Raw genomic sequence first — 24,152 nt, forward strand, 5'->3', positions numbered from 1 at the left:
AGGGGCAGCAGATGATCCGACGTACAGGTGAGACACCACAGCCCGGCCAAAGCTACACACCGCGGCCCGGGGTCTATGCCATTCTCCCGCTGCAACGCCGTTTTCTGATGACGCTGGAAATGGCCCAAGACACCGAGGTGCAATTGCCCGGCGGCGGTATCGAAGCGGGAGAATCCCCGCTCCAAGCACTCCACCGCGAAGTGCTGGAGGAAACCGGCTGGCGCATTGCCCGCCCGCGCCGATTGGGCGCGTTCCGTCGCTTTACCTATATGAAGGATTACGACCTCTGGGCGCAAAAGATCTGCCATATCTACGTCGCGCATCCCGTGCGCCAGATCGCCGCGCCGACAGAGCCGCATCACGCCACCTTGGTGCTATCGGCCAGCGAAGCATTGGCGACCCTCGCAAACGAAGGCGACCGCCTGTTTCTGCAACGCCACCTGCGCTAAACGTTGCCCTGATACTCCAGCAATATCCCTGAAACATCATCGGGGAAATCACGGCTGCCCGCGAATTCGGAAAGCTTCCAGACCAGCGCGCTGAGAAGCGCCGGACCGCTGAACCGGCGCAATTCACCCAGCATCCGCGCCAAACCGTCTTCGCCCAACATCTCTCCGCCCGGATCGGGGCATTCCGTCACCCCATCCGATAGGATCAACAGCCTGTCCCCCGGCGCCATCTGAAGCTTATATTCCTCAAATCCCACCCCGGCGAGCAAGCCAACAGGAAAGCCCCCGGTGCCCGGCTGTTCGACCTGCCCATCGCCGCGCAGCAAAGCGGGATGCGGGTGCCCTGCCTGCGCAACTGTGACCTCCCCGGTGGTGAGGTCGGCAATCGCCAGCATCAGCGTAAAATAATGCTCCGTCTCCATCTCATGAAGAACAAGATCGTTAAGCTCTTCGATCACCTCCCCCGGGGGCGCGCCGCATAGCTGCCCCCGGGCAATAGCGTGAGCGCAAGGTTCTGGTCCGGCGTCGACGCCGACAGATATCCGGCCAGCCGCGCCGTCATCAGGGCCGAGCTGATGCCATGGCCCGACACATCCAAACCGAAAAGCCCCACGACCCCCGGCCGCACAGGGAAATACCCCACCAAATCGCCGCCAACATGCCCGGCGGAGCGCAGCATCATCGACAGATTGCCCCCTCCATGGCGCGATAGCGTTCGCGGAGCAGCGATTGCTGGAATTTCTTGGCCTCAATCAAATCCTTGTCGATCAGCGCATGCACCTGCCGAAGAACATCCAATGTTTCGGTGATCAGCTTGTTTTTCTGCGTCAACTCACGCTGCATGACCAGAAAACGCTCCCCTGCCATGACCCGTGCGCGCAGGTCCGGCGGACCGATTGGCCGGATCAACACATCATCCGCCCCCGCATCAAGGGCGCGGGTCACCACGCCACCTTCAGGCCTGTCGGTGAGCAAAATGAAATAGCCACGACGCTCTTCCGACAGGCTTCGGAAAGCCCGGCAGACGTCGAGCCCCGACAGCCCCGTCATCGCCCAACTGCAGAGCACAATATCAGGCAAACGGCGCTCGCAAAGGGTCAGAGCCACAGCACCCGACGCGGCAGAAATCACCTCATACCCCCATGCCCTCAGAGACGCCGAGAGAAAACCCCGATGGGTTTCATCCCCCTCAACCACCAAAATCAATGGCGACACAGCAGGCGTCGCCACCGCTTCAGAGAGGCTGGGGATATCCAATTTCATGCGACACGATCCTGACAGGCCTGCTGATCTAAACAGCGATGGCTTACCGAAACGTGAATTCTTCTGTAAATCCGCCGCGTCGGGCGCGCCTACAGCACGAACTGCGCCAAGGTCTCGTCGTTGGTGATATCCGTATAGGTAAAGCCGGATTGCCCCAGCTGTTCAAGGAAGGGCTTAAAATTCTCAGGTCGCCGCGTCTCGATCCCAATGAGGACAGAGCCGAAATTTCGCGCCGACTTCTTCAAATACTCAAACCGGCAGATGTCATCCTCCGGACCAAGCAGCATCAGAAACTCCTTCAACGCCCCCGGCCGCTGCGGCATGCGCAGAATAAAATATTTCTTCACGTTCGAATAGCGCTGCGCCCGCTCTTTGACCTCTGGCAAACGCTCGAAATCGAAATTGCCGCCCGAAGCCACACAGACCACCGTCTTGCCGACAATCTGATCGGCCACCTCGCCCAGCGCATCTATCGACAGCGCGCCTGCTGGCTCTAAAACGATGCCTTCGACATTCAACATCTCGTTGATCGTCACGCAAATCCGGTCCTCCGGCAGATGCACCACATCCGCCGGGTTCACCCCGCGCAAACGCTCAAAGGTCCGCGCGCCGATCTTGGCCACCGCAGCGCCATCCACAAAGTTATCAATCGGAGAGACATCAACCGGCGCCCCGGCCTCCAACGCCCGCGCAAGGCTCGGAGCCCCTGCGGGTTCGACGAATGTATAGTCGCAGGCGTCCCCAAAATAACTGACCACCCCCGAAGACAGCCCGCCGCCGCCTACGGGCAAGATCACCCGATCCGGCACCCGGCCCAATTGCGCGGCAATCTCCACAGCAACAGAAGCCTGCCCCTCAATCACGTCATCATCGTCAAAAGGCGACAGGAAATGCGCGCCCTCGTCCCGGCAAAAACTCTGTGCTGCCGCCAAGGTGGCATCGAAATAATCCCCCACCAGCCGGATCTCGACATTCTCACCCCCGAACATCCGGGTCTTTTGCACCTTCTGCTGCGGCGTGGTCACCGGCATGAAAATCACGCCGCGCACCCCGAAATGGCTGCAGGCAAAAGCCACCCCCTGCGCATGGTTCCCCGCCGAGGCACAGACAAACAGCCCCTGCCCCGGGATCACTTTGCGCATCGCATTGAACGCTCCGCGCAGCTTGTAAGAGCGCACCGGGCTTAAATCCTCGCGCTTCAGCCAGATTTCCGCGCCAAAGCGGTCCGACAGATGCTCATTGCGGAGCAGCGGTGTCGCCGGGAACAATGCCCGCAGCGCCTCTGCCGCCGCCTGTGCTTGCTGTGCAAATTCATCCGCCATCTGTGCTCTCCTTGCTGCCATTCGTCGATAGGCGCGCAGCCTGCATAGGTCAACGCAGGCTTCAATCTTGCCCGCGCCCGCGAAAACCGCTACCTCGCAGGGCGAACTTGAAAGGAACCCCGTCATGTCCGCGCCCAAGAAAGTCGTGCTTGCCTATTCCGGCGGCCTCGATACCTCGATCATCCTGAAATGGCTGCAAACCGAATATGGCTGCGAGGTGGTGACCTTCACCGCCGACCTCGGCCAAGGTGAAGAGCTTGAACCGGCCCGCAAAAAGGCCGAGATGATGGGCATCGCGCCAGAGAACATCTACATCGAAGACGTGCGCGAGGAATTCGTCCGCGACTTCGTCTTCCCGATGTTCCGCGCCAACGCGGTCTATGAAGGTCTGTATCTCTTAGGCACCTCCATCGCCCGTCCGCTGATCTCCAAACGCCTCGTGGAAATCGCCGAAGAAACCGGTGCCGATGCCGTGGCCCACGGTGCAACCGGCAAAGGCAACGATCAGGTCCGCTTTGAACTGGCCGCCTACGCGCTCAACCCCGACATCAAAGTCATCGCCCCTTGGCGCGAATGGGATCTGTCGAGCCGCACCAAACTCTTGGAATTCGCCGAAGCGCACCAAATCCCCGTCGCAAAAGACAAACGCGGCGAAGCCCCTTCTCCGTCGATGCCAATCTGCTGCACACCTCTTCCGAAGGCAAAGTCCTCGAAGACCCGGCCATCGACGCGCCCGACTATGTCTACCAGCGCACGGTAAACCCCGAAGACGCGCCGGACACGCCCGAATACGTCGAAATCGGCTTTGAGCGCGGCGATGCCGTCAGCATCAACGGCGAAGCTATGTCCCCCGCCACGATCCTCACCAAACTCAATGAGCTTGGCGGCAAACACGGCTGCGGCCGTCTCGATCTGGTCGAAGGCCGCTTCGTCGGCATGAAATCCCGCGGCATCTATGAGACCCCCGGTGGCACCCTGCTGCTCGAAGCCCACCGCGGCATCGAATCCATCACCCTCGACCGCGGCGCCATGCACCTCAAAGACGAGCTGATGCCGAAATACGCCGAACTGATCTACAACGGCTTCTGGTACAGCCCCGAGCGCACCATGCTGCAAGCCGCCATCGACGCAAGCCAAGCCCATGTCACCGGCACCGTGCGTCTGAAACTCTACAAAGGCCACGTCCGCACCGTGGGTCGCTGGTCCGATCACAGCCTCTACTCCGAAGCCCATGTGACCTTCGAAGACGACGCCGGCGCCTACGATCAAAAAGACGCCGCAGGCTTTATCCAACTCAACGCCCTGCGGCTCAAACTCCTCGCCGCCCGCGACAAACGCACCAAAGGCTGAAACACGGGGGACCTAGACCCCCTTCATTCTTTCTTAAATACCCGCGGGGGTCCGGGGGCAGCGCCCCCGGCGGCTGGCCCCAAACAAAAACGCAAAAGGCCCGGACGCTTCCGCCCGGGCCTTTCTACATCTATCAATGCCAAATCAATCGGCAGTGACGACTTTCATCACCAATTCGCCGTTTGGCTTGATCGGCCCATCTTCCTTGGCGCCCAGCGTGTATTCGAACACACCGGTCTTCATGCCGCCATCTTCGGAATGCACCATCAGCATCAGCATATCACCCGAAGCCACGTCCTCTTGCAGGATCGCGGCCACGTCGGTGTTCTCACCCGCACGCAGCGGCGCATAGCCCACAACAGGGCCGGGCTTCATGTCGGCATCGGTGCGGTGCACGACCAGCCAGCCATTCTCTCCTGCCATCACTTTATCGGCGCTAACGACGCCATTCGAAACATCTTGGCCCGACGCGTCGACCATTGCCATGGCATGAGCATCAGCCCATGCGCCACCGGCGATCATGGACAGGGCGACTACGGTGCTTGCAAATTTTTTCATCTGGTTTTCCCTCCGTTTGAAATAACGCCGTAGTCACGACAGCGACCCAAAATAAGTTTCGCAGATTTCAGAAATTTTTAAGACGTTCCGCAAATAGCTGCTCATAATAGGGTAAGGCGGCGGCCAGAACCTCAGCATTCGCCCCGTTCAGCAGGGGCAAATCCCCCTCGGGTCCGGCAAACCCGGTACTTTGATGGATCGCCCCATACCAATGCGGGGCCCAAACCCCATCCTCGGGGCGTGGCCCTGCAGACCAGTGCAGCATCGCTGGGTCGAAAGGCAGATCGATCGCGGCGCAGAGTTTGCGCAGCATCCCCTCCGGGTCCGCACGGATATCGCCACTGTCGATGACCAGCCCGCCCAAACGCTCAAACAGCATAAGCTGCCGGTCAAATCCAATGTCCGCCAAACGGGGCGCTTCACGTTTCGCGGCGTAGCTCGCGATCACCCGTGCGGGATGGCGGATCAGATGGATGTTCACACAATCCTCCGCCCAGTCCAGCGGAAACCCGTCAATCATATGCTGCGCCATATGTTTCATATAAAGGTGCCGCGCACCTTCCTGCACAAACCCTAAGGACACCCGCGCAGGGTCTTGGTCCTGTGCTGCCAGAACCGCGTCGCGCATCGGATGTTCCAACCCGGTCGCCTTCAGATAGGCCGCGTAGAAAGGCTCATCCATCGCGGTAAAGTCCTGCCGCGCCCCGAAACTATACATCATCGCGGTGCTTAGATTGCGTGGCCCTGACCACATCGCAATTCGCATGAAAGGTTTCCCCCATTGCCGTTAAACCCGGAACGCTAGAAAGAACGCGCCATCTCGCCAAGTGGTAAATTGCCTTCACCAGCGCGTGACTTCCCCTGCCCCGGCCTTGCGCTATCTCAGCCCCAGCGGCAACCCTACGCCAGAGGAGGACCATCATGTTCCGAAAATCAATGTTCAAACCCGCCATTCTGACCCTCGCCATCACTTTGGGCCTCGCGACGCAGAACCGTCCTGCCGCAGCGGCGCAAACCGAGGTGCTGACCGTCGCGGGCGGCTGTTTCTGGTGCGTCGAGGCGGATTTCGAATCCGTCAAAGGCGTGAAAGAAGCCGTCTCGGGCTTTGCCGGGGGCGCACCCAGAACCCCACCTACAAACAGGTCACCGGCGGCAACACTGGCCACTATGAGGCCGTGCAAATCCAGTTCGACCCAGACGTGGTCAGCCGCAAAACGCTGCTGGATCTCTTTTTCCGCTCAATCGACCCGACGGATGCGGGCGGCCAATTCTGTGACCGAGGGGAAAGCTACCGCACCGCGATCTTTGCGGGCAGCCCCGCCCAGAAAAGCGCTGCAGAGGCGGCAAAGGCCGAGGCGCAGACCGCCCTCGGCGCCAAAGTCGTGACCCCAATCCTTGGCGATGCGCCGTTTTATCCGGCTGAGGATTACCACCAAGACTACTACAAAAGCAGCGAGCGGCTGGCCTTCAGCAGTGTCGGCGTGGCGGTCAAAAAATCAGTCGCCTACAAACGCTACCGCAACGGCTGTGGCCGGGATGCCCGTGTGAAACAGCTTTGGGGCAGCGCGGCACCCTTCGTAAAGTAACCGCGACACCGATCGCTTAGGTACGAAAATCGTGATCCCGGATCTCTTTCAGGTCGGGGATCACATCCGCGGTGCCATGGCGCATGACCATCAGCGCCCCGGCGCGCATCGCCAGATCAATCGCCTGCGGCATGGTCATCCCCCGATCCAACCCGGCGACCAGATAGCCGGTAAAGGTATCCCCCGCCCCGGTCGTATCCACCGCCTCGACCCGATAGGCGGGGTAACTTTCCACCAGATGCGCCTTGTTAGAGACCCATTCGCAACCCCCGGCGCCCAGCGTCACCACGATGTCATCGACAGGCAGTTGCCGCAGCTCACCCCCGTCGCGGCCCGAAGCTGCGCCGCTTCGACCTCGTTCAATACCAACAGATCGATCTGGTCTAGGATCGCCGTCACCGCGGCTGCATCGAAAGGCGCGGCGGCATAGGCCAGCCGCAGGCCCAATGTTTTTGCGGTCCGGGCCGCGAACCGCTGGCCGTTGGTCTCATTCTGCATCAACAGCCAATCGCCAGAGGAGGCCTCACTCAGCGCCGCGCCGATCATCTCATCGGTGATTTCGTGGTTGGTGCCGGGGAAAATGACGATGTTGTTCTCGCCCTCAAGATCAACGGCGATATTGGCGTGGCCGGTGACCCCCTCCATCAAGGTGATATGCGCCGTCTCGACCCCGTATTCCAACAGCCGTTCCAGCGCCCAACCGCCATCGGCCCCAAGCGCGCCGACATGCATCACCCGCGTCCCGGCGCGGGCGGCGGCGACCGACATATTGGCCCCCTTACCGCCCAGCCCTTGCCGAAAATTGCGGGCCGAAATCGTCTCCCCCGGCCCCGGCAGATGGGGCAACAGATAGAAGTTATCCGCGTTGATAGAGCCGAGGTTCCAGATCATCAGCCCACCTTGCAGGCCGCGAGAATGGCCATGTTAAGAATGTCATTCGCCGTGGAGGTGGAGGAGCAGATCTGGATCGATTTGTCCAAGCCGGTGAGGATCGGCCCGATCACCGTGGCCCCCGCCATCTCTTGCATCAGCTTGACCGAGATGCTGGCCGAGTGCCGCGCTGGCACCACGAGGATATTGGCAGGCCCCGTCAGCCGCGAGAACGGGTAGTTCGCCTGACTGGCCGCGTTCAGAGCCACGTCGACGGTCATCTCGCCTTCGTATTCGAAATCGACGCCGCGCCGGTCGAGCACTTCGGGCGCGAGGTGCATCTTTTCGGCGCGTTCCGAGACGGGGTAGCCAAAGGTCGAGAAGCTGACGAAGGCAACCCGCGGCTCCAGCCCCAGATGCCGCGCCACACGCGCGCCGCTTTCGGCGATATTGGCCAGATCGTTCTCATCGGGCCATTCATGGACCAGCGTATCTGCGATAAAGACGATGCGACCCTTGTGCAGCAACGCCGTGATGCCTGCGGCTCCCGCTTCGGCATTTGCGTCAAAGACGTGGTTCAACCGTTCCAACACATGCGCCGATTTGCGCGTGGCCCCGGTGACCAGACCATCGCCATGTCCATGCGCCAGCATCAGCGCCGCGAAGACGTGACGATCGCGCGAAGCAAGGCGGTGGATGTCTTTGCGGTCAAACCCTTTGCGCTGCAGACGGCCATAAAGGAAATCTTTGTATGTTTCCAAATGCTGTGTATTGGCGGCGTTCACCACCTCCAACTCGCGCACCGCGTCGGCCATGCCCGCTTCTTCGAGCTTGGCACGCACGTCATCCTCGCGGCCCACGACCAGCGACTTGCCGAGACCCGCACGCTGGTACATCACTGCCGCGCGCAGCACCTTGGGATCATCACCCTCAGCAAAGATCATCCGCGCCTGATTGGCCCGAGCGCGGGCGTTGATGCCGCGCAGGATGCTCGCCGTCGGGTCCATCCGCGATTTCAGCCCCAGTTCATAGGCATCCATATCGATGATCGGCCGCCGGGCGGCCCCTGTGTCCATCCCCGCTTTGGCCACGGCAGGCGGAATGCGGTGGATCAAACGCGGATCAAAGGGCGTGGGGATGATATAGTCGCGACCAAAGCTCAGCGTGCGGCCATAGGCCAGCGCCACCTCATCGGGCACATCCTCACGCGCCAGTTGCGCCAAAGCATGGGCGCAGGCGATCTTCATCTCATCGTTGATGGCGCGTGCGTGAATATCCAGCGCACCGCGAAAGAGATAGGGAAAGCCCAGCACGTTGTTAACTTGGTTCGGATAATCCGACCGCCCGGTGGCGACGATGGCGTCCATACGGACCTCATGCGCCTCTTCGGGGGTGATCTCTGGATCCGGGTTCGCCATGGCGAAGATCACCGGGTTATCGGCCATGGAGGCGACCATTGTAGGCGTCACCGCGCCCTTGACCGAAACCCCAAGGAACACATCCGCCCCCTTCATCGCCTCTTCAAGCGTGCGCAGCTCGGTATTGGCGGCATGGGCCGATTTCCACTGGTTCATGCCCTCGGTACGACCCTGATAGATCACACCCTTGGTGTCGCACATGATGCAATTGTCATGCCGCGCGCCCATCGATTTGAGCAGTTCCAGACAGGCGATGCCCGCCGCCCCCGCACCATTCAGCACGATGCGCACGTCTTCGATCTTTTTGCCCGACAGATGCAGCGCGTTGATCAGGCCCGCGGCACAGATCACCGCCGTGCCGTGCTGGTCGTCATGGAAGACGGGGATGTCCATCTCCTCCTTCAGACGTTGTTCGATGATGAAACACTCAGGCGCTTTGATGTCTTCGAGGTTGATGCCGCCAAAGGTCGGGCCCATCAGCTTGCAGGCGTTGATGAAAGCCTCGGTATCCTCTGTATCAAGCTCGATATCGATCGAGTTCACATCGGCAAAGCGTTTGAACAGAACCGCCTTGCCCTCCATCACTGGCTTGGACGCCAGCGCGCCGAGGTTCCCCAAGCCCAGCACCGCCGTCCCGTTTGAGATCACCGCCACCAGATTGCCCTTGTTGGTGTAGTCATAGGCCGTCTCGGGGTTTTCCGCGATCGCCTCGCAGGGCACCGCCACGCCGGGGGAATAGGCGAGGCTGAGGTCCCGCTGGGTGGTCATCGGCACCGTGGCCGAGATCTCGAATTTGCCGGGCGTCGGCTCAAGGTGAAAGGCAAGCGCCTCTTCAGAGGTGATACGGTTCTTTCTGGTCACGATATGGCCCTTCCCTTGCTTTGGAATCTTCTTAGCCACGATCGGACGCCTGCACAACGCAAGCGCCGCGTCAGAGCAAAATTGCCCGATAAAGGCCGCCCATCACGCCTGCACCCCCTTTCCCTGCTTCGGGGGTTTTGTAGGGTCCGCGCTGCAATAGGGGGCCGCCGTGCAGACAGAAAAAGTAACGCCAATGATGGCGCAATATCTTGAGCTTAAAGCGGACCACGCGGATGCGCTGCTGTTCTACCGCATGGGCGATTTTTACGAGATGTTTTTCGACGATGCCGTGGCCGCTGCCGAAGCGCTGGACATCGCGCTGACCAAACGCGGCAAGCATCAGGGCAAGGACATCGCCATGTGTGGCGTGCCGGTCCATGCCGCCGAAGGCTATCTGCTGACGCTGATCCGCAAGGGCTTTCGCGTGGCGGTCTGCGAGCAGATGGAAAGCCCCGCCGAGGCCAAGAAACGCGGCTATAAGTCAGTCGTGAAACGCGATGTGGTGCGGCTGGTGACACCCGGCACCCTGACCGAAGAGAGCCTGCTGGAAGCCCGCCGTCACAACTACCTCGCGGCCTTTGCCGAGGTCCGTGACGCCTGCGCGATGGCATGGGTCGATATCTCTACCGGTGCGTTTCACGTCATGCCGCTGGCGCAGGTTCGTCTGGGGCCGGAACTGGCCCGCCTCTCGCCGTCTGAATTGATCGTCTCTGAGGCGAAAGAGAGTGAATTGCACGAAGTCGTCTCTGATTTCGGGATTGCGTTGACGGGCTTGGCCCGCTCGGCCTTTGACAGCACCAGCGCGGAAAAGCGGGTCTGCGACCTGTTTGATATCGCGACGCTTGAGGCATTCGGCAGCTTCACCCGCGCCGAAGTCTCGGCCATGGGCGCGGTAATAGAATACCTCACAATCACGCAACGCGGCAAGCTGCCCCTGCTCCGCCCTCCACAGAAAGAGGCCGAAGCGCGTACCGTACAGATCGACGCGGCAACCCGGCGCAATCTGGAACTGACGCATTCTCTGAATGGCGGACGCGGCGGGTCTTTGCTGTCGATCATGGACAATACCGTCACTGCCGGGGGCGCGCGCCTGCTGGAACGGCGGATCTCAAGCCCCTCGCGGGTCGTTGACGTGGTGTCCGCCCGCGCCGATGCGGTCAGCTTTGCCCATGAGAATGCCCGTCTTGCCGAAGACATGCGCCGTCGGCTGCGCAATGTTCCGGACCTCGACCGCGCATTGTCGCGACTTTCGCTTGACCGGGGCGGCCCGCGTGACCTTGCCGCGATCCGCAACGGGTTGATCGAAGCCGAGGCTTTGCACCAGAGCCTAACACAACAGGAACTGCCAGATCTGCTGCGCGAGGCCGCCGAAGGTTTGCAGGGTCATGGCGACCTCATCGACCTGCTGGATCAAGCCTTAGTCGCCGAACCGCCGCTGATGGTGCGGGATGGCGGCTTCATCGCGCCCGGTCACGATGGAGACCTCGACGCCGCGCGCGAGTTGCGCGACGAAGGGCGCGGCGTAATCGCGGGCATGCAGCAGCAATTTGTTTCTGACACGGGGATTTCCTCGCTCAAGATCAAGCACAACAATGTCTTGGGCTATTTCGTCGAATGTACCGCGACCCATGCGGAAAAAATGCTCTCTCCGCCGCTGTCAGAGACCTTTATCCACCGTCAGACAACGGCGAACCAAGTGCGGTTCACCACCGTCGAACTGTCTGAGTTGGAGACGAAAATCCTCAACGCCGGCAACCATGCGCAGGAGATCGAAAAACGGCTCTACGAAAGCCTTCGGAGTGCCATTTTGGAACATGCAGCAGAGATTGGCCAAACCTCTGCCGGGCTAGCCGAAGTCGACCTTGCGACAGGTCTGGCCGACCTTGCGCGGAGCGAGAATTGGACCCGCCCGCGCGTTGATATGTCTCGGGCGTTTGACATCAAGGGCGGGCGGCATCCGGTGGTTGAGCGCGCTTTGACCCAACAATCAGGCGAGCCTTTCATCGCCAATGACTGCGACCTTAGTGCCGAGGGCGAAGCCGCGAACATCTGGCTGCTGACCGGCCCGAACATGGCCGGTAAATCGACCTTCCTGCGGCAGAACGCCCTGATTGCGTTGATGGCACAGATGGGCAGTTTCGTGCCCGCAAGCTCGGCCCATATCGGCGTTATCAGCCAGCTTTTCAGCCGCGTCGGCGCGTCGGACGATCTGGCGCGCGGGCGCTCGACCTTCATGGTGGAGATGGTCGAAACCGCCGCGATCCTGAACCAAGCGGATGACCGCGCCTTGGTCATCCTTGATGAAATTGGCCGCGGCACGGCCACTTATGATGGCCTCTCTATCGCTTGGGCGACGCTGGAACATCTGCACGACGTGAACCGGACACGGGCGCTGTTTGCCACGCACTATCATGAAATGACGGCGCTGGCGGGCAAGCTGCCGGGTGTCGACAATGCCACGGTAGCGGTCAAGGAATGGGAGGGCGAGGTCGTCTTTCTCCATGAGGTGCGCAAAGGCGCGGCAGACCGGTCTTACGGGGTGCAGGTCGCGCAACTGGCGGGCCTGCCTGCGCCGGTGATCGCACGCGCCCGCGTGGTGCTGGAGGCGCTGGAAAAAGGCGAGCGCGAAGGCGGCGCGACGCAAAAGACCCTGATCGACGATCTGCCGCTGTTCGCCGTCAGCCCGACTCCACAGCCGAAGCCCGCGACGACATCGGCTGTCGAGGAAAGGCTGAAAGAGATCATCCCCGATGAACTCTCCCCCGTGAAGCGCTTGAGCTGATCTACAAACTGAAAGAGGCGGCCAAGTCCTGACCGCCTCTTTCAAAGATATCTGACTGGGCTTAGCTCGCCGGGGTCGAAGACACCCCAACCTGCGCGGGGCGCAGCAGACGGTCGTGCAGCATGAAGCCTTCGGCGGCGACCTGAATGATCTCGCCCGCGACGGTGCCGGGCACCGGGGCTTCGAACATCGCTTCGTGATGCTTGGGGTCGAACTTGTCGCCCACTTCGGGTGCGATCACTTCGATGCCGTGCTTTTTAAAGACGTTCAGCAACTCGCGCATCGTCAATTCCACACCTTCCAGCAGCGGGCCAAAAGCCTCTTTCTGCTCTTCGGTGGTGGTTTCCAGCGCACGCTTCATGTTGTCGTAGACCGGCAGCATGTCACGGGCGAGCTTGGAGCCGCCGTAGTTCTCGGCCTCGCGCCGATCCTTGTCGGAGCGTTTGCGCGCGTTCTCGGCATCGGCCAGCGCGCGCATGAAACGGTCGCGGTATTGGTCACGCTCGGCGCGCAACTCTTCCACCGCAAGGGCTTCTTCGTCGATCTCGGCCATGTCTTCGGCGTATTCTTCAGCTTCGGCGCTGTCGATCTCGTCCAAAAAGTCGTTTTCTTTCGGCTCTGCCATGTTCCACCTCTAGTTCCGGTCGGAAATCAGCTTTCCCACCAGTTGTGCCGTGTAGTTCACAATCGGCACGATACGTCCATAATTTAAGCGTGTCGGGCCAATGACACCCACGGCGCCGATCACCTTACGATCAGCGTTCATATAAGGGGAAACGACCAGAGAGGAACCCGAAAGTGAGAAAAGTTTGTTTTCGGAGCCGATAAAAATGCGCACACCGTCCCCATCTTCGGCCAGTTCGAGGAATTCGGCGATGTCTCGCTTGCGCTCAAGGTCATCAAAGAGGCTGCGGATACGATCGAGGTCTTCGGCTTCCCCTCCCCGCTCAGCAGATTCGACCGGCCCCGGACAATCAAGCGTTCGGAATGCTCCCCTTCTGCGTCCCACAGCACGGCACCGCTCTCGACCAGTTGCTGGGCCAAGACGTCAATCTCCTGACGGCGTTTGGCGATCTCTTGTTTGATGCTGCGTTGCAATTCGCTGAGGGTCTTTCCCTCAACGAAAGCATTCAGAAAATTCGCCGCCTCGCGCATCGAACTGGGCGTTTGCCCCGGCGGAGGCGTGAAAAGCCGGTTTTCCACATGGCCATCTGAAAAGACAAGCACAACCAAGGCCCTATCAGGCGACAGAGAGACGAATTCGATATGCTTTATCGGCGCTTCGTGCTTCGGCGTCAGCACAAGGGAGGCGCCATGCGTTACCCCCGACAAGGCAGAGCCAATCCGGTCCAAAAGCCCGCCCACATCGGACGAGTTATTGCCCAGCGTCGCGTCGATCTTTTCGCGGTCCAACTCTGTCGGGTCGCCGATCTCAATCATGCCATCGACGAACATCCGCAGCCCCAATTGGGTTGGAATCCGCCCGGCCGAGACATGCGGGCTGTCGAGCAGCCCCATGTATTCGAGATCCTGCATCACATTGCGGATCGTCGCTGCCGAAACCTTTTCGCTGAAGTCGCGCGTCAGCGTGCGCGACCCGACGGGATCGCCACTTTCCAGATAGCCTTCGACCACCCGGCGAAACACCTCGCGGGATCGGTCGTTCATGTCTTTCAGCAATTCAGGCGTGTTTTTCATCGGTGCTCGCTCTCTTCCCCAATAAAGGTACAAGCCGGGCAAACGTCAATCGGGGTTGCATCAAAGCCTTGTGGGGCGGTATCCCCGGGCAACATCAAAAAGGATATGTCATGCGTCCCTCTGGCCGGAAACTCGATGAAATGCGCGCCGTCTCGATCGAGACAGGTTTCACCAAACACGCCGAAGGGTCGGCCCTGATCAAGATGGGCGACACCCATGTGCTGTGCACCGCCACGATCGAAGACCGCGTGCCGCCGTTTATCAAAGGCTCCGGTCTGGGTTGGGTCACCGCCGAATACGGCATGCTGCCCCGCGCTACCAATACACGAATGCGCCGTGAGGCCGCGTCGGGCAAGCAAGGGGGCCGCACGGTCGAGATCCAGCGCCTGATCGGTCGTGCCCTGCGCGCCGGTGTCGACCGCTCCGCTCTGGGAGAGCGTCAGATCACCGTCGATTGTGACGTGCTTCAGGCCGATGGCGGCACCCGCTGCGCGTCGATCACCGGCGGTTGGATTGCCCTGCGGTTGGCCGTGAACAAACTGATGAAAGCGGGCGATGTCGTCTCTGATCCGCTGGTTGATCCGGTCGCCGCGGTAAGCTGTGGCATCTATGCAGGACAGCCGGTGCTTGACCTCGACTATCCCGAAGACTCTGAGGCCGGCGTTGACGGTAACTTCATCATGACCGGGTCCGGCAAGCTGATCGAAGTCCAGATGAGCGCCGAAGGCTCTACCTATACGCGCGACCAGATGAACCAGCTGATGGATCTGGCCGAAAAAGGCGTCGGCGAACTGGCCGCGATTCAGAAATCGGTCACCGCATGACACGCAAGTTCACCGAAAGCCGGATCCTGATCGCCACCCATAACGCGGGCAAACTGGACGAAATGCGGCAGCTTTTCGCGCCCCATGGGGTGGAGGTCGTCGGCGCGGCAGAGATGGACCTGCCCGAGCCAGAAGAGACCGAGACCACATTCGTCGGCAACGCCCGGATCAAGGCACATGCGGCGGCCAAGGCCACCGGCATGGCCGCCTTGGCCGACGATTCCGGCATTGAGGTCGAAGCGCTGGCCAACGCCCCCGGTGTCTATACCGCCGACTGGGCAGAGACCGAGAATGGCCGCGATTTCATCATGGCCATGACCAAAACGCGGGACCTGCTGGAGGAAAAAACGCCCCCTACCCGCGCCGCGCCCGGTTTTGCGCGACGCTGGTGCTGGCTTGGCCCGATGGCCACGACGAAGTCTTTGCGGGTAAGGTAAATGGCACGCTGGTTTGGCCCATGCGGGGTGAACAAGGGCATGGCTATGACCCGATGTTCCAACCCGATGGGCATGACATCACATTCGCCGAGATGGACGCGGAACAGAAAAACAGCATCAGCCACCGCGCCGATGCTTTTGCGAAATTGATTGCGGGCTGTTTTGGCTGAAGATTGGCAACAGGGCGGCTTCGGCCTTTATATCCACTGGCCATTTTGCGAGGCGAAATGTCCCTATTGCGACTTCAACAGCCATGTCAGCCGCCGGATTGACCAAGCCGCCTGGCGTGATGCCTATCTGGCAGAGCTTCAGAGAGCGGCGGATGAGACACCGGGCCGCGTCCTCAACGCAGTCTTTTTCGGGGGCGGCACACCCAGCCTGATGGACCCGGATGTCGTGGCCGATATCATTGCCGCGATCCGGCGGCACTGGCCCACCGCAAATGATCTGGAGATCACGCTCGAAGCCAACCCCGGTTCTGTCGAAGCGGGCCGTTTCACCGCTTACCGACAAGCCGGCGTTTCACGTGTCTCTATGGGAATTCAGGCGCTCAACGATCGGGATCTCAAGCGTTTGGGCCGCCTGCACTCTACTGAAGAGGCGTTGACGGCTTTCGACATCGCCCGCAATACGTTCGAACGGGTCAGTTTCGATCTTATCTATGGCCGTCAGGATCAGACCGCGGCCCAATGGGAAGCCGAGCTAAAGCAGGCTCTATCGCTTGCGATAGACCATATTTCGCTCTACCAACTGACCATCGAACAAGGCACCGCTTTCGGTGACCGCTACGCCCGTGGCAAGCTGCGCGGCCTGCCCGACGAAGACTTGGGCGCGGATATGTTCACTCTGACACAAGACATCTGCAACGATATGGGCATGCCCGCCTATGAGGTCTCAAATCACGCACGCGATGGCGCCCAATCGCGTCACAACCTGATCTACTGGCGCTATGGCGATTACATCGGTATCGGCCCCGGCGCGCACGGACGGCTGACGCTTGGCGGACAAAAACTAGCAACCGTCGCCTACAGCAATCCGCAACGGTGGCTTGATGGGGTCGCAAAAGGCGAAGCGGAGAAACCCCGCGCCGCCATCAGCCGAAGCGAACAGGCGACCGAGTTTCTCCTTATGGGTCTACGCCTGAAAGAAGGCGTCGAACTGGCTCGCTACGCCAATATCGCCGGGCATGAAATCGACGAAAAGGCGGTCGATCACCTGCAAGATATTGGCATGGCAAAGCGCGAAGGAGGCAGATTAACCGTGTCCGATCAAGGCGTTATAGTTCTAAACGCCGTGATCGAAACGCTTTTGCCCTAAGACCCGCCCAGCAGGCGGCAGATCTCGTCCAACTGGTCAAGCGTGGTATAGTGCAACGTCACCTTACCCGCTTCTTGGCCCGGTTTATGGTCCAAACTAACCTTCATACCAAGGTTAGCTGACAGGTCGCCTTCAAGCGCCTGAGTATCGGCGTCTTTCTCTGAGCGCTGCGAGAGGCGCTCTTTATTTACCATATTACCGCGCTCGCCAGCCTGATCTCTCTTGACCAACGCTTCGGTTGCGCGCACGGAAAGGCCACCCTTGATGACCTGCTGGGCCAATTTCATCGGGTCCTTTGCCGGGATCAGCGCCCGCGCGTGCCCCGCGCTCAATTCATTCTGACGCACCATTTCCTGCACCGGATCTGGCAGGTTCAACAGACGCAAAAGGTTCGCAATATGGCTCCGGCTCTTGCCAAGCGCCTCTGCCATCTTCTCCTGCGTGTGCCCGAATTTATCCATCAGCTGACGATAACCCGCCGCTTCCTCGACCGAGTTCAGGTCGGCCCGCTGGATGTTTTCGATGATCGCAACTTCGAGCACTTCAACATCGGTGAACTCGCGCACAATAACCGGAAGGCTATGTATCTTCGCGATTTGCGAAGCCCGCCAGCGCCGCTCACCAGCGACGATCTCGAAGTTGCCATTGTCCAGCGCACGCACGATTAGGGGCTGAATGACCCCCTTTTCCTTGATAGATGCGGCGAGATCGTCCAGATGCTCTTGCTCAAACCGTTTACGCGGCTGATCTGGGTTCGGCTTGATCCGCTCAATCGGAACGAACTGCTCCGCCGCCGCGGCCCCCTTGGCGGCCACGCTCTCTGTCTCAGCTACGTCCGCCATCAGTGCCGAAAGCCCCCGGCCAAGGCCCCGTTTACGCTCTTGTTTATCTGCCATACTGCCACCTTATTAACCATTGTTTCTCGTTAGCTCTGCCGCCAAATCGCGGTAGGCTTGGGCCCCTTTCGAAGTAGGATCGTAACTCAAAACGGGCATCGCAAAACTTGGCGCTTCGCTTACCAGAACATTCCGCGGGATGACGGTCTGGAACACGAGATCTCCAAGGTTTGAACGCGCATCACTTTCAACCTGCTGCGACAGGTTATTCCGCCTATCATACATCGTAAGAAGCACGCCCTCGATCCTCAGATCTTTATTCCCGCTCTGCCGCACTTCGCGGATCGTAAGCATAAGCTGGGAAAGACCCTCCAGCGCAAAAAACTCGCTCTGAAGCGGCACGAGAACAGAATGCGCCGCGATCATTGCGTTTACTGTCAGTAGGTTGAGAGATGGCGGGCAGTCGATCAGAATATAGTCGAACTCAAACTGATCCATTGCCGGTTGCCGCAGCGCATCGTGAAGTAGGAAGCTCCTTTTCTCATTCGAGAAAAGCTCAATATCCGCAGAACTGAGGTCCACCGTCGCGGGAACGATAAGTAATCCGTCCGTTTCAGTGCGCTGGATGACATCCTGCGGCAAGCTGTCGTCAAGCAAAAGATCATAGGTCGTGAACTCTCGATCCTCTACTTCGATCCCAAGCCCGGTAGAGGCGTTCCCCTGCGGGTCAAGATCGACAACGAGGATCGCTTGCCCGCCTCTGCAAGCGCTGCCGCGAGGTTGATCGTGGTTGTGGTCTTACCAACGCCGCCCTTTTGGTTCGCAATAGCAACAATTTTCGGTCCAGCCGGACGAGATAGGTCAGACACGAGTGATATCCTTAATCTTCAAAATAGCGGCAGTCGGATTTGTTTTGCTCTCTACGGCTTCGAGCGCGTAGGCCCAGACTTGCTTAGCATCACTGTCTTCACTTCGCCAATTCTGTCCCTTGGGAAAGAGCGCGGTACCGTCAGAATTCAGATGAAGTTCAGTGAAGTCCAGAAGTTGCGTCAAATCAGCAAGAGCCCGTGCCGACAATATATCGGCTCCAAGGCCATCCAACTGTTCGATTCTCTCGGTTTTGACTAAAGCGGTCAGGCCGAGTTCCCGTATTGCGGTACGGAGAAACGCGCATTTTCGTTGATCACTCTCGACCATGGTCACTTGAAAATTCTGCGCTTCTTGATTGAGAATCGCAACCACGATTCCCGGAAACCCTCCGCCGCTGCCAAGATCAACCCAATGGCCCTCGCCCTCAGCAAGTTCGAAAACCTGTACGGAATCGAGGATATGACGTTGCCAGAGATCATCCAAGCTGTTTTTGGAAACCAAATTGATCTTCGGATTCCATTTTCGTACTAGCTCAGCGAAAGCTGCCAGCTTGTCAAATGTTTCACGTGAAACATTCAGGGCGTTCTCTATCGTCATGCAGACCTCTTACCCGTTCCTCTTTTCACCCGCGCGAGTATTAAGGTTAGGGCAGCTGGCGTCATCCCGTCGATACGGGCCGCCTGTGCCATCGTCTCCGGCCGGGCCAACGCGATCTTCGACTTCAATTCATTGGAGAGCCCAGCAAGCTCGTCGAACATGAAATCAGGCGGGATCCGAAGGCCCTCGTCCTTTTTGAGAAGATCGATCTCTTTCTGCTGACGGAAGATATAAGTCGCGTAAAGCGCATCGCGCTCGATCTGGCGTCGTACCTCTTTTGGGGCTATCTCTAAGCTACTATCGAGCGACAGAAGATCCTCGAACTTAACGTCCGGAAACGCGAGGACCTGAAAACCATTCCGTTTAGAACCGTCTTGATTGACGGCAATACCACCTGCCAGGAGTTCCTTCGGGGTCCAATCTTTTGCCTGCAATTGCTCCTTAAAGGCCTCCAAAGAAGCCAGCTTACGCTGAAAGAGCTTACCGCGAGCTTCCGATACGCAGCCGAGCTCGATTGCCAGGGGCGTCAGGCGCTGGTCAGCGTTGTCTGCGCGTAGGGACAACCGGAACTCCGCCCGGGACGTAAACATGCGATATGGCTCACTCACACCTCGGGTCGTCAGGTCATCAATCATGACGCCGATATAGCTCTCAGCACGTCCAAATACCACAGCGTCCCTACCCTGCGACATCAAAGCAGCATTTAGTCCTGCGACGAGGCCCTGAGCAGCGGCTTCCTCGTAACCTGTGGTGCCATTGATCTGACCCGCCAAATAGAGGCCCGGCACGGTCCGCACGGCGAGGGTCGAAGACAGAGCACGCGGGTCTATGTAATCATACTCAATGGCATAGCCGGGCTGGAGGATTATTGCATTTTCGAGCCCGACCATACTCCGTACGTAGGCCTCTTGCACGTCTTCCGGCAGGGACGTTGAAATTCCGTTCGGGTATACAGTGTGGTCGTCTACGCCCTCAGGCTCCAAGAAAACCTGATGCGAGTCTTTATCCGCAAATCGAACCACCTTGTCTTCAATAGATGGGCAGTACCGCGGGCCCACACCATCGATATGCCCTCCGTACATGGCGGACCTATCTAGGTTCTCGCGAATGATCTGATGAGTTTTCTGGTTGGTGTGCGTTATCCCGCAGGCAACCTGCGGTGCAGATACTTCTGTGGAGAGGAATGAAAATACGACAGGCTCCTCGTCGCCTGGCTGTTTTTCCAAAATATCCCAGTTAATGGTCCGGCCATCCAAGCGCGGCGGCGTCCCTGTCTTCAACCGTCCCATAGGAAGGCCAAAGGAATCGATCCGTTCAGCGAGCCGAACGGAGGCTTTGTCGCCCATTCGTCCACCCTGGTGCGATACGTCGCCGATATGAATGACGCCTCGCAAAAAGGTTCCAGTGGTCAGCACCACAGAGGTCGCTCGGATAGTAGCGCGGTCGGCCAGTACCACCCCGGCCACCGTGTCGCCATCCATCGCGAAATCCACGACTTCGCCTTCGACAATATCGAGGTTTTCTTGGCCTTCGATCTCTTTGAGCATCTCGGTACGGTAGATCCTGCGATCTGCCTGGGCACGCGGCCCTTGAACCGCGGGGCCTTTGCGACGGTTCAGCAGACGAAACTGAATGCCAGCCTTATCCGCCACCCGCCCCATAACGCCGTCCATCGCATCAATCTCGCGGACGAGGTGACCTTTGCCCAGCCCCCAATCGCAGGATTGCAAGACATCACACCGATGCCGCTCCGGTCCATCGTCACAAGAGCGGTATGAGCTCCGAGGCGCGCCGAAGCGTGGGCCGCTTCCGCGCCCGCATGGCCGCCGCCGATCACGATCACATCAAAATGTTTCACGTGAAACACTCCATCATTTACCTACGCAAAAGCTGGTGAAGATTTCATCCAGCAGGTTTTCGACATCTATTCGGCCAACTAAGGCTTCGAGCGCGCGTATAGCGAATCGCAATTCCGCCGCGGCTAAATCATAAAAGTCGGGTCCTCGCTGCAGGATAACATCTACCTCAGCCAAACACGAGACGGCTTGCTCCAGAGCGACGCGATGTCGCTCATGTGTCGCAAGTCCGATGCTGGCGCTCTTCGTCGAAAGGGTCGTTTGAACCCGGGCAATAAGCTCGGAGATGCCCTGCCCGGTTTTTCCAGATATCCCGCTTTCCCCGATACCTGTGAGATCCGCCTTTGGTCGGACCACAATATCATCAGGCTCCGGAGCGATCATCAAAGTCTCATCCGGGGCGGCAAGGAAGACCCGCAAGTCGGCGGCTTTCGCACGTTCGATAGCCCGCTCGATTCCGATGGCCTCAATCTTATCATCGCTATCGCGCAGACCCGCCGTATCCAACAGCGTCACTGGAAGACCGCCGAGGTCCATCCTTACCTCGATAACGTCGCGGGTCGTGCCAGCGATTTCGGATGTAATCGCAGCGTCACGGCCTGCGAGAGCATTTAGCAGGGTCGATTTACCGGCGTTAGGTGCGCCGATGATGGCAACTTCAAAGCCATTGCGGACGCGCTCTGCAACATAGGTGCCCCGCGCTTCGGCCTGCAACTCTTTCCCGACTTTGGTTAGCAGCGCGTCGACCTCTGGGGTAACATCAACGGGCACCTCTTCGTCTGCGAAGTCGATCGTCGCTTCTAGCAGGGCGGCGGCTCGGATCAGGTCTTTCCGCCAGTCTTCGACCCGCGCACCAAGGTGCCCGGAGAGAACGCGGAGAGCTTGTTTTCTTTGAGCCTCGGTTTCTGCTTCGATGAGATCTGCCAGACCTTCGACCTGTGCGAGGTCCAGCTTTTCATTCTCTAGGGCGCGACGGGTGAATTCACCTGCCTCAGCCATTCGTGTTTCCGGGAATGTCGAGAGCAGTGAGAGCATAGCGCGCACGACAGCGATCGAACCGTGAACTTGCAGCTCGACAACATCTTCGCCGGTGAAGGAATTCGGCCCGGGAAAGCTGAGGAGTAAGGCTTGGTCGATGACCTCCCCCTCGGCGCCCCGAAGATTGCGCAGCACGCTTTCGCGCCCCTCAGGGCGTTGGCCGGTGATCTTCTCTGCGATCGCAAAGGCCTGCGGGCCGGAAATGCGAATCACCGCAACTCCGGCACGGCCCGGCGCTGACGCTTGGGCGAATATCGTGTCCATATTTCACTAACCTATTGTTATTAATCAATAACTCAGGTGTTCATGGAGTCGAAGAAGTCAGAATTCGACTTGGTCTGCTTGAGCTTGCCGAGCAGGAACTCGATGGCGTCAGTGGTGCCCATCGGGTTGAGAATGCGGCGCAGGACAAAGGTCTTTTGCAGGTCCACTTTATCGACCAGCAAATCCTCTTTCCGGGTGCCGGACTTGAGGATGTCAATCGCCGGGAAGACGCGCTTGTCGGCGATCTTGCGGTCCAGCACGATTTCAGAGTTGCCGGTGCCTTTGAACTCTTCAAAGATCACCTCATCCATGCGGCTGCCGGTGTCGATCAGCGCTGTGGCGATGATGGTGAGCGATCCGCCCTCTTCGATGTTCCGCGCAGCGCCGAAGAAACGTTTGGGGCGTTGCAGGGCGTTTGCATCTACACCACCGGTCAGAACCTTACCCGAAGACGGCACCACGGTGTTGAAGGCGCGGCCCAGACGGGTGATCGAATCGAGCAAGATCACCACGTCGCGCTTATGTTCGACAAGACGCTTGGCTTTCTCAATCACCATCTCGGATACGGCCACGTGGCGCGTTGCGGGCTCGTCGAAAGTGGAGGAAACGACCTCCCCCTTTACCGAACGCTGCATGTCGGTGACTTCTTCGGGCCGTTCGTCGATCAGCAAGACGATCAGATAGCACTCTGGGTGGTTTTTTCGATGCTATTGGCGATGTTCTGCAGCAGCACGGTCTTACCGGTGCGCGGCGGGGCGACGATCAGCGAACGCTGGCCCTTGCCGATGGGCGAAACCAGATCGATGATCCGTGCGGAGCGGTCCTTGATGGTGGGGTCATCGACCTCCATCGTCAGACGCTCGTCGGGGTAGAGTGGCGTCAGGTTCTCAAAAGCAACCTTGTGGCGGGCCTTCTCAGGCGCCTCGAAGTTGATCTTGGTCACTTCGGTCAGCGCGAAATAGCGTTCGGTGTCGTCAGGCGCTTTGATCAGCCCTTCAATGGTGTCCCCTGTGCGCAGCGACCATTTGCGGATCATGTCGGGCGAGACATAGATGTCATCGGGGCCCGGCAGGTAGTTCGCTTCGGGCGAGCGCAGGAAACCGAATCCGTCTTGCAACACTTCCAGCACGCCGTCGCCTGAGATCTCCCAGCCCTCATCCGCGCGTTCGCGGAGAATTTGGAACATCATCTCGCCTTTACGCATGGTCGAGGCGTTTTCGATCTCCAGCTCTTCGGCCATGGCGAGCAGGTTTTTCGGCGTCTGCGCCTTGAGATCAGCGAGGTTCAGCGTTTCGGTTGTCATGGAGCATCCTGTTCAGCCGCAGCAGAATGCGGGCTGGTCGATCATTTGAATGTGGCAAGCAGAAACCGCCCCGGACGGGACAGTGGCGCAGATATAGGCAACGGGGCTGCTTGAGTCAATTGCTTCAGAATTTCACAACGACCGAGAAGACGATCACGATCATCAAAAGCGTCGGCACCTCGTTCAAAAGGCGGAACTGACGGCCTGTCACCGTGCTGTCGCCGCTTTCGACGGATTTGACCTGTTTTTTTAGCCAAACGTGGAAAATCGTCATGGCGACGACGCTAGCACCCTTGGTCCAAGGCCAGATCATCGTCCAATCCACGATTCCGGGCGTCAGAACGAGGGCGAGGCCGAAACCCCATGTCGCCATCATCGCGGGGCGCATGATGAACTGAGCGAGCTTAAATTCCATCATCGAGAAGGTCTCATGCATCCGACCTGCCGAGCCTGCCTGTTCGACATGATGCACGAAGAGCCGCGGCAGATAGAACAGCGCGGCCATCCAACTGATGACGGACACGATATGGAGCGCTTTGATCCACGGATAAGCGAGGCTGAGAAGATCGAACATGGGGACGGCTCCGGTGTGCGTGCTTCTTTCTTAATAAATAAGAAAAGAGAAAAGATGTAGTTGATTGTAGGGAACCGGA

The 24,152-nt window shown here is 59.2% G+C and carries 15 protein-coding genes and 9 pseudogenes; 7 read left to right on the forward strand and 17 right to left on the reverse strand.

The window, feature by feature from the left end:
- The first annotated feature begins 11 nt into the window (after positions 1-11).
- Positions 12-449: an NUDIX domain-containing protein gene (locus tag ACFQAU_RS07830; protein WP_132443952.1), complete on the forward strand. Its 438-nt coding sequence runs from the start codon at positions 12-14 to the stop codon at positions 447-449.
- On the opposite strand, the gene ACFQAU_RS07835 is transcribed toward ACFQAU_RS07830, so the two are convergent.
- The 4 genes from ACFQAU_RS07835 to ilvA all read right to left on the reverse strand — a co-directional run bounded on the left by ACFQAU_RS07835 (position 446) and on the right by ilvA (position 3,034).
- Positions 446-907 (reverse strand): PP2C family protein-serine/threonine phosphatase, encoded by a 462-nt coding sequence (locus tag ACFQAU_RS07835; RefSeq protein ID WP_386281539.1) that lies wholly within the window; start codon positions 905-907, stop codon positions 446-448. The genes ACFQAU_RS07830 and ACFQAU_RS07835 overlap by 4 nt on opposite strands.
- Positions 904-1,131 (reverse strand): hypothetical protein, encoded by a 228-nt coding sequence (locus ACFQAU_RS07840; RefSeq protein WP_386281542.1) that lies wholly within the window; start codon positions 1,129-1,131, stop codon positions 904-906. The genes ACFQAU_RS07835 and ACFQAU_RS07840 overlap by 4 nt, the downstream gene beginning before the upstream one ends.
- Positions 1,128-1,712: a response regulator gene (locus tag ACFQAU_RS07845; RefSeq protein WP_386281545.1), complete on the reverse strand. Its 585-nt coding sequence runs from the start codon at positions 1,710-1,712 to the stop codon at positions 1,128-1,130. The genes ACFQAU_RS07840 and ACFQAU_RS07845 overlap by 4 nt, the downstream gene beginning before the upstream one ends.
- Positions 1,713-1,801: 89 nt before the next feature.
- Positions 1,802-3,034, reverse strand: coding sequence for a threonine ammonia-lyase IlvA (gene ilvA / locus ACFQAU_RS07850; protein WP_206054278.1), 1,233 nt, complete (start codon positions 3,032-3,034; stop codon positions 1,802-1,804).
- A gap of 124 nt (positions 3,035-3,158) precedes the next feature.
- Between ilvA and ACFQAU_RS07855 the strand changes: the two are divergent.
- Positions 3,159-4,384: pseudogene (locus ACFQAU_RS07855) on the forward strand (argininosuccinate synthase).
- 144 nt (positions 4,385-4,528) lie between these two features.
- Here the strand turns inward: ACFQAU_RS07855 and ACFQAU_RS07860 are convergent.
- Both ACFQAU_RS07860 and ACFQAU_RS07865 read right to left on the reverse strand, forming a co-directional pair.
- A complete protein-coding gene (locus ACFQAU_RS07860) occupies positions 4,529-4,942 on the reverse strand; it encodes a DUF7282 domain-containing protein (RefSeq protein ID WP_132443955.1) in 414 nt (137 codons plus the stop codon).
- Positions 4,943-5,009: 67 nt separating this feature from the next.
- Positions 5,010-5,708 carry a sulfotransferase-like domain-containing protein gene (locus tag ACFQAU_RS07865; protein ID WP_132443956.1) on the reverse strand — a complete coding sequence of 233 codons (699 nt, stop codon included), beginning with the start codon at positions 5,706-5,708 and terminating at the stop codon, positions 5,010-5,012.
- A gap of 170 nt (positions 5,709-5,878) precedes the next feature.
- Between ACFQAU_RS07865 and msrA the strand changes: the two are divergent.
- Positions 5,879-6,528, forward strand: a pseudogene (msrA, locus tag ACFQAU_RS07870) (peptide-methionine (S)-S-oxide reductase MsrA).
- Between the two features lie 16 nt (positions 6,529-6,544).
- Here msrA and ACFQAU_RS07875 read toward each other — a convergent pair.
- Positions 6,545-7,419: pseudogene (locus ACFQAU_RS07875) on the reverse strand (ribokinase).
- On the reverse strand, positions 7,419-9,677 hold the full coding sequence (locus ACFQAU_RS07880) for an NADP-dependent malic enzyme (RefSeq protein WP_132443957.1): 2,259 nt from the start codon (positions 9,675-9,677) through the stop codon (positions 7,419-7,421). The pseudogene ACFQAU_RS07875 and the gene ACFQAU_RS07880 overlap by 1 nt, the downstream one beginning before the upstream one ends.
- 193 nt (positions 9,678-9,870) lie before the next feature.
- Between ACFQAU_RS07880 and mutS the strand changes: the two are divergent.
- Positions 9,871-12,491, forward strand: a pseudogene (gene mutS, locus ACFQAU_RS07885) (DNA mismatch repair protein MutS).
- A gap of 29 nt (positions 12,492-12,520) precedes the next feature.
- Here the strand turns inward: mutS and ACFQAU_RS07890 are convergent.
- Complete coding sequence (locus ACFQAU_RS07890; RefSeq protein ID WP_067630818.1) at positions 12,521-13,084, reverse strand: nucleotide exchange factor GrpE; 564 nt, start codon at positions 13,082-13,084, stop codon at positions 12,521-12,523.
- A gap of 9 nt (positions 13,085-13,093) precedes the next feature.
- Positions 13,094-14,157 (reverse strand): annotated as a pseudogene (gene hrcA, locus ACFQAU_RS07895) (heat-inducible transcriptional repressor HrcA).
- A gap of 110 nt (positions 14,158-14,267) precedes the next feature.
- Here hrcA and rph point away from each other — a divergent pair.
- The 3 genes and pseudogenes from rph (at position 14,268) to hemW (ending at position 16,735) form a co-directional block, all read left to right on the forward strand.
- The gene (gene rph, locus ACFQAU_RS07900; protein WP_067630810.1) at positions 14,268-14,981 is read left to right on the forward strand and encodes a ribonuclease PH; all 714 of its coding nucleotides are present in this window, start codon (positions 14,268-14,270) and stop codon (positions 14,979-14,981) included.
- Positions 14,978-15,588, forward strand: a pseudogene (gene rdgB / locus ACFQAU_RS07905) (RdgB/HAM1 family non-canonical purine NTP pyrophosphatase). Before rph ends, rdgB begins: the two are co-directional and overlap by 4 nt.
- Positions 15,581-16,735: a radical SAM family heme chaperone HemW gene (gene hemW, locus ACFQAU_RS07910; RefSeq protein ID WP_132443959.1), complete on the forward strand. Its 1,155-nt coding sequence runs from the start codon at positions 15,581-15,583 to the stop codon at positions 16,733-16,735. The pseudogene rdgB and the gene hemW overlap by 8 nt, the downstream one beginning before the upstream one ends.
- On the opposite strand, the gene ACFQAU_RS07915 is transcribed toward hemW, so the two are convergent.
- The 7 genes and pseudogenes from ACFQAU_RS07915 to ACFQAU_RS07945 form a co-directional block, all read right to left on the reverse strand.
- The gene (locus ACFQAU_RS07915) at positions 16,732-17,631 is read right to left on the reverse strand and encodes a ParB/RepB/Spo0J family partition protein (RefSeq protein ID WP_120349796.1); all 900 of its coding nucleotides are present in this window, start codon (positions 17,629-17,631) and stop codon (positions 16,732-16,734) included. The two genes, hemW and ACFQAU_RS07915, sit on opposite strands and share 4 nt — an antisense overlap.
- Positions 17,632-17,643: 12 nt before the next feature.
- Positions 17,644-18,440: pseudogene (locus tag ACFQAU_RS07920) on the reverse strand (ParA family protein).
- Positions 18,433-19,038, reverse strand: a complete 606-nt coding sequence (gene rsmG, locus ACFQAU_RS07925) for a 16S rRNA (guanine(527)-N(7))-methyltransferase RsmG (RefSeq protein WP_120349798.1) — start codon at positions 19,036-19,038, stop codon at positions 18,433-18,435. The pseudogene ACFQAU_RS07920 and the gene rsmG overlap by 8 nt, the downstream one beginning before the upstream one ends.
- A pseudogene (gene mnmG / locus ACFQAU_RS07930) lies at positions 19,035-20,896 on the reverse strand (tRNA uridine-5-carboxymethylaminomethyl(34) synthesis enzyme MnmG). Before mnmG ends, rsmG begins: the two are co-directional and overlap by 4 nt.
- Before the next feature lie 13 nt (positions 20,897-20,909).
- The gene (gene mnmE / locus ACFQAU_RS07935) at positions 20,910-22,196 is read right to left on the reverse strand and encodes a tRNA uridine-5-carboxymethylaminomethyl(34) synthesis GTPase MnmE (protein WP_132443962.1); all 1,287 of its coding nucleotides are present in this window, start codon (positions 22,194-22,196) and stop codon (positions 20,910-20,912) included.
- 32 nt (positions 22,197-22,228) lie between these two features.
- Positions 22,229-23,499, reverse strand: a pseudogene (gene rho, locus ACFQAU_RS07940) (transcription termination factor Rho).
- Positions 23,500-23,623: 124 nt separating this feature from the next.
- Positions 23,624-24,073, reverse strand: a complete 450-nt coding sequence (locus ACFQAU_RS07945; RefSeq protein WP_120349800.1) for a CopD family protein — start codon at positions 24,071-24,073, stop codon at positions 23,624-23,626.
- Positions 24,074-24,152: the final 79 nt, after the last annotated feature.

The organism is Sulfitobacter profundi, assembly GCF_042661425.1.
Lineage (GTDB): Bacteria > Pseudomonadota > Alphaproteobacteria > Rhodobacterales > Rhodobacteraceae > Sulfitobacter > Sulfitobacter profundi.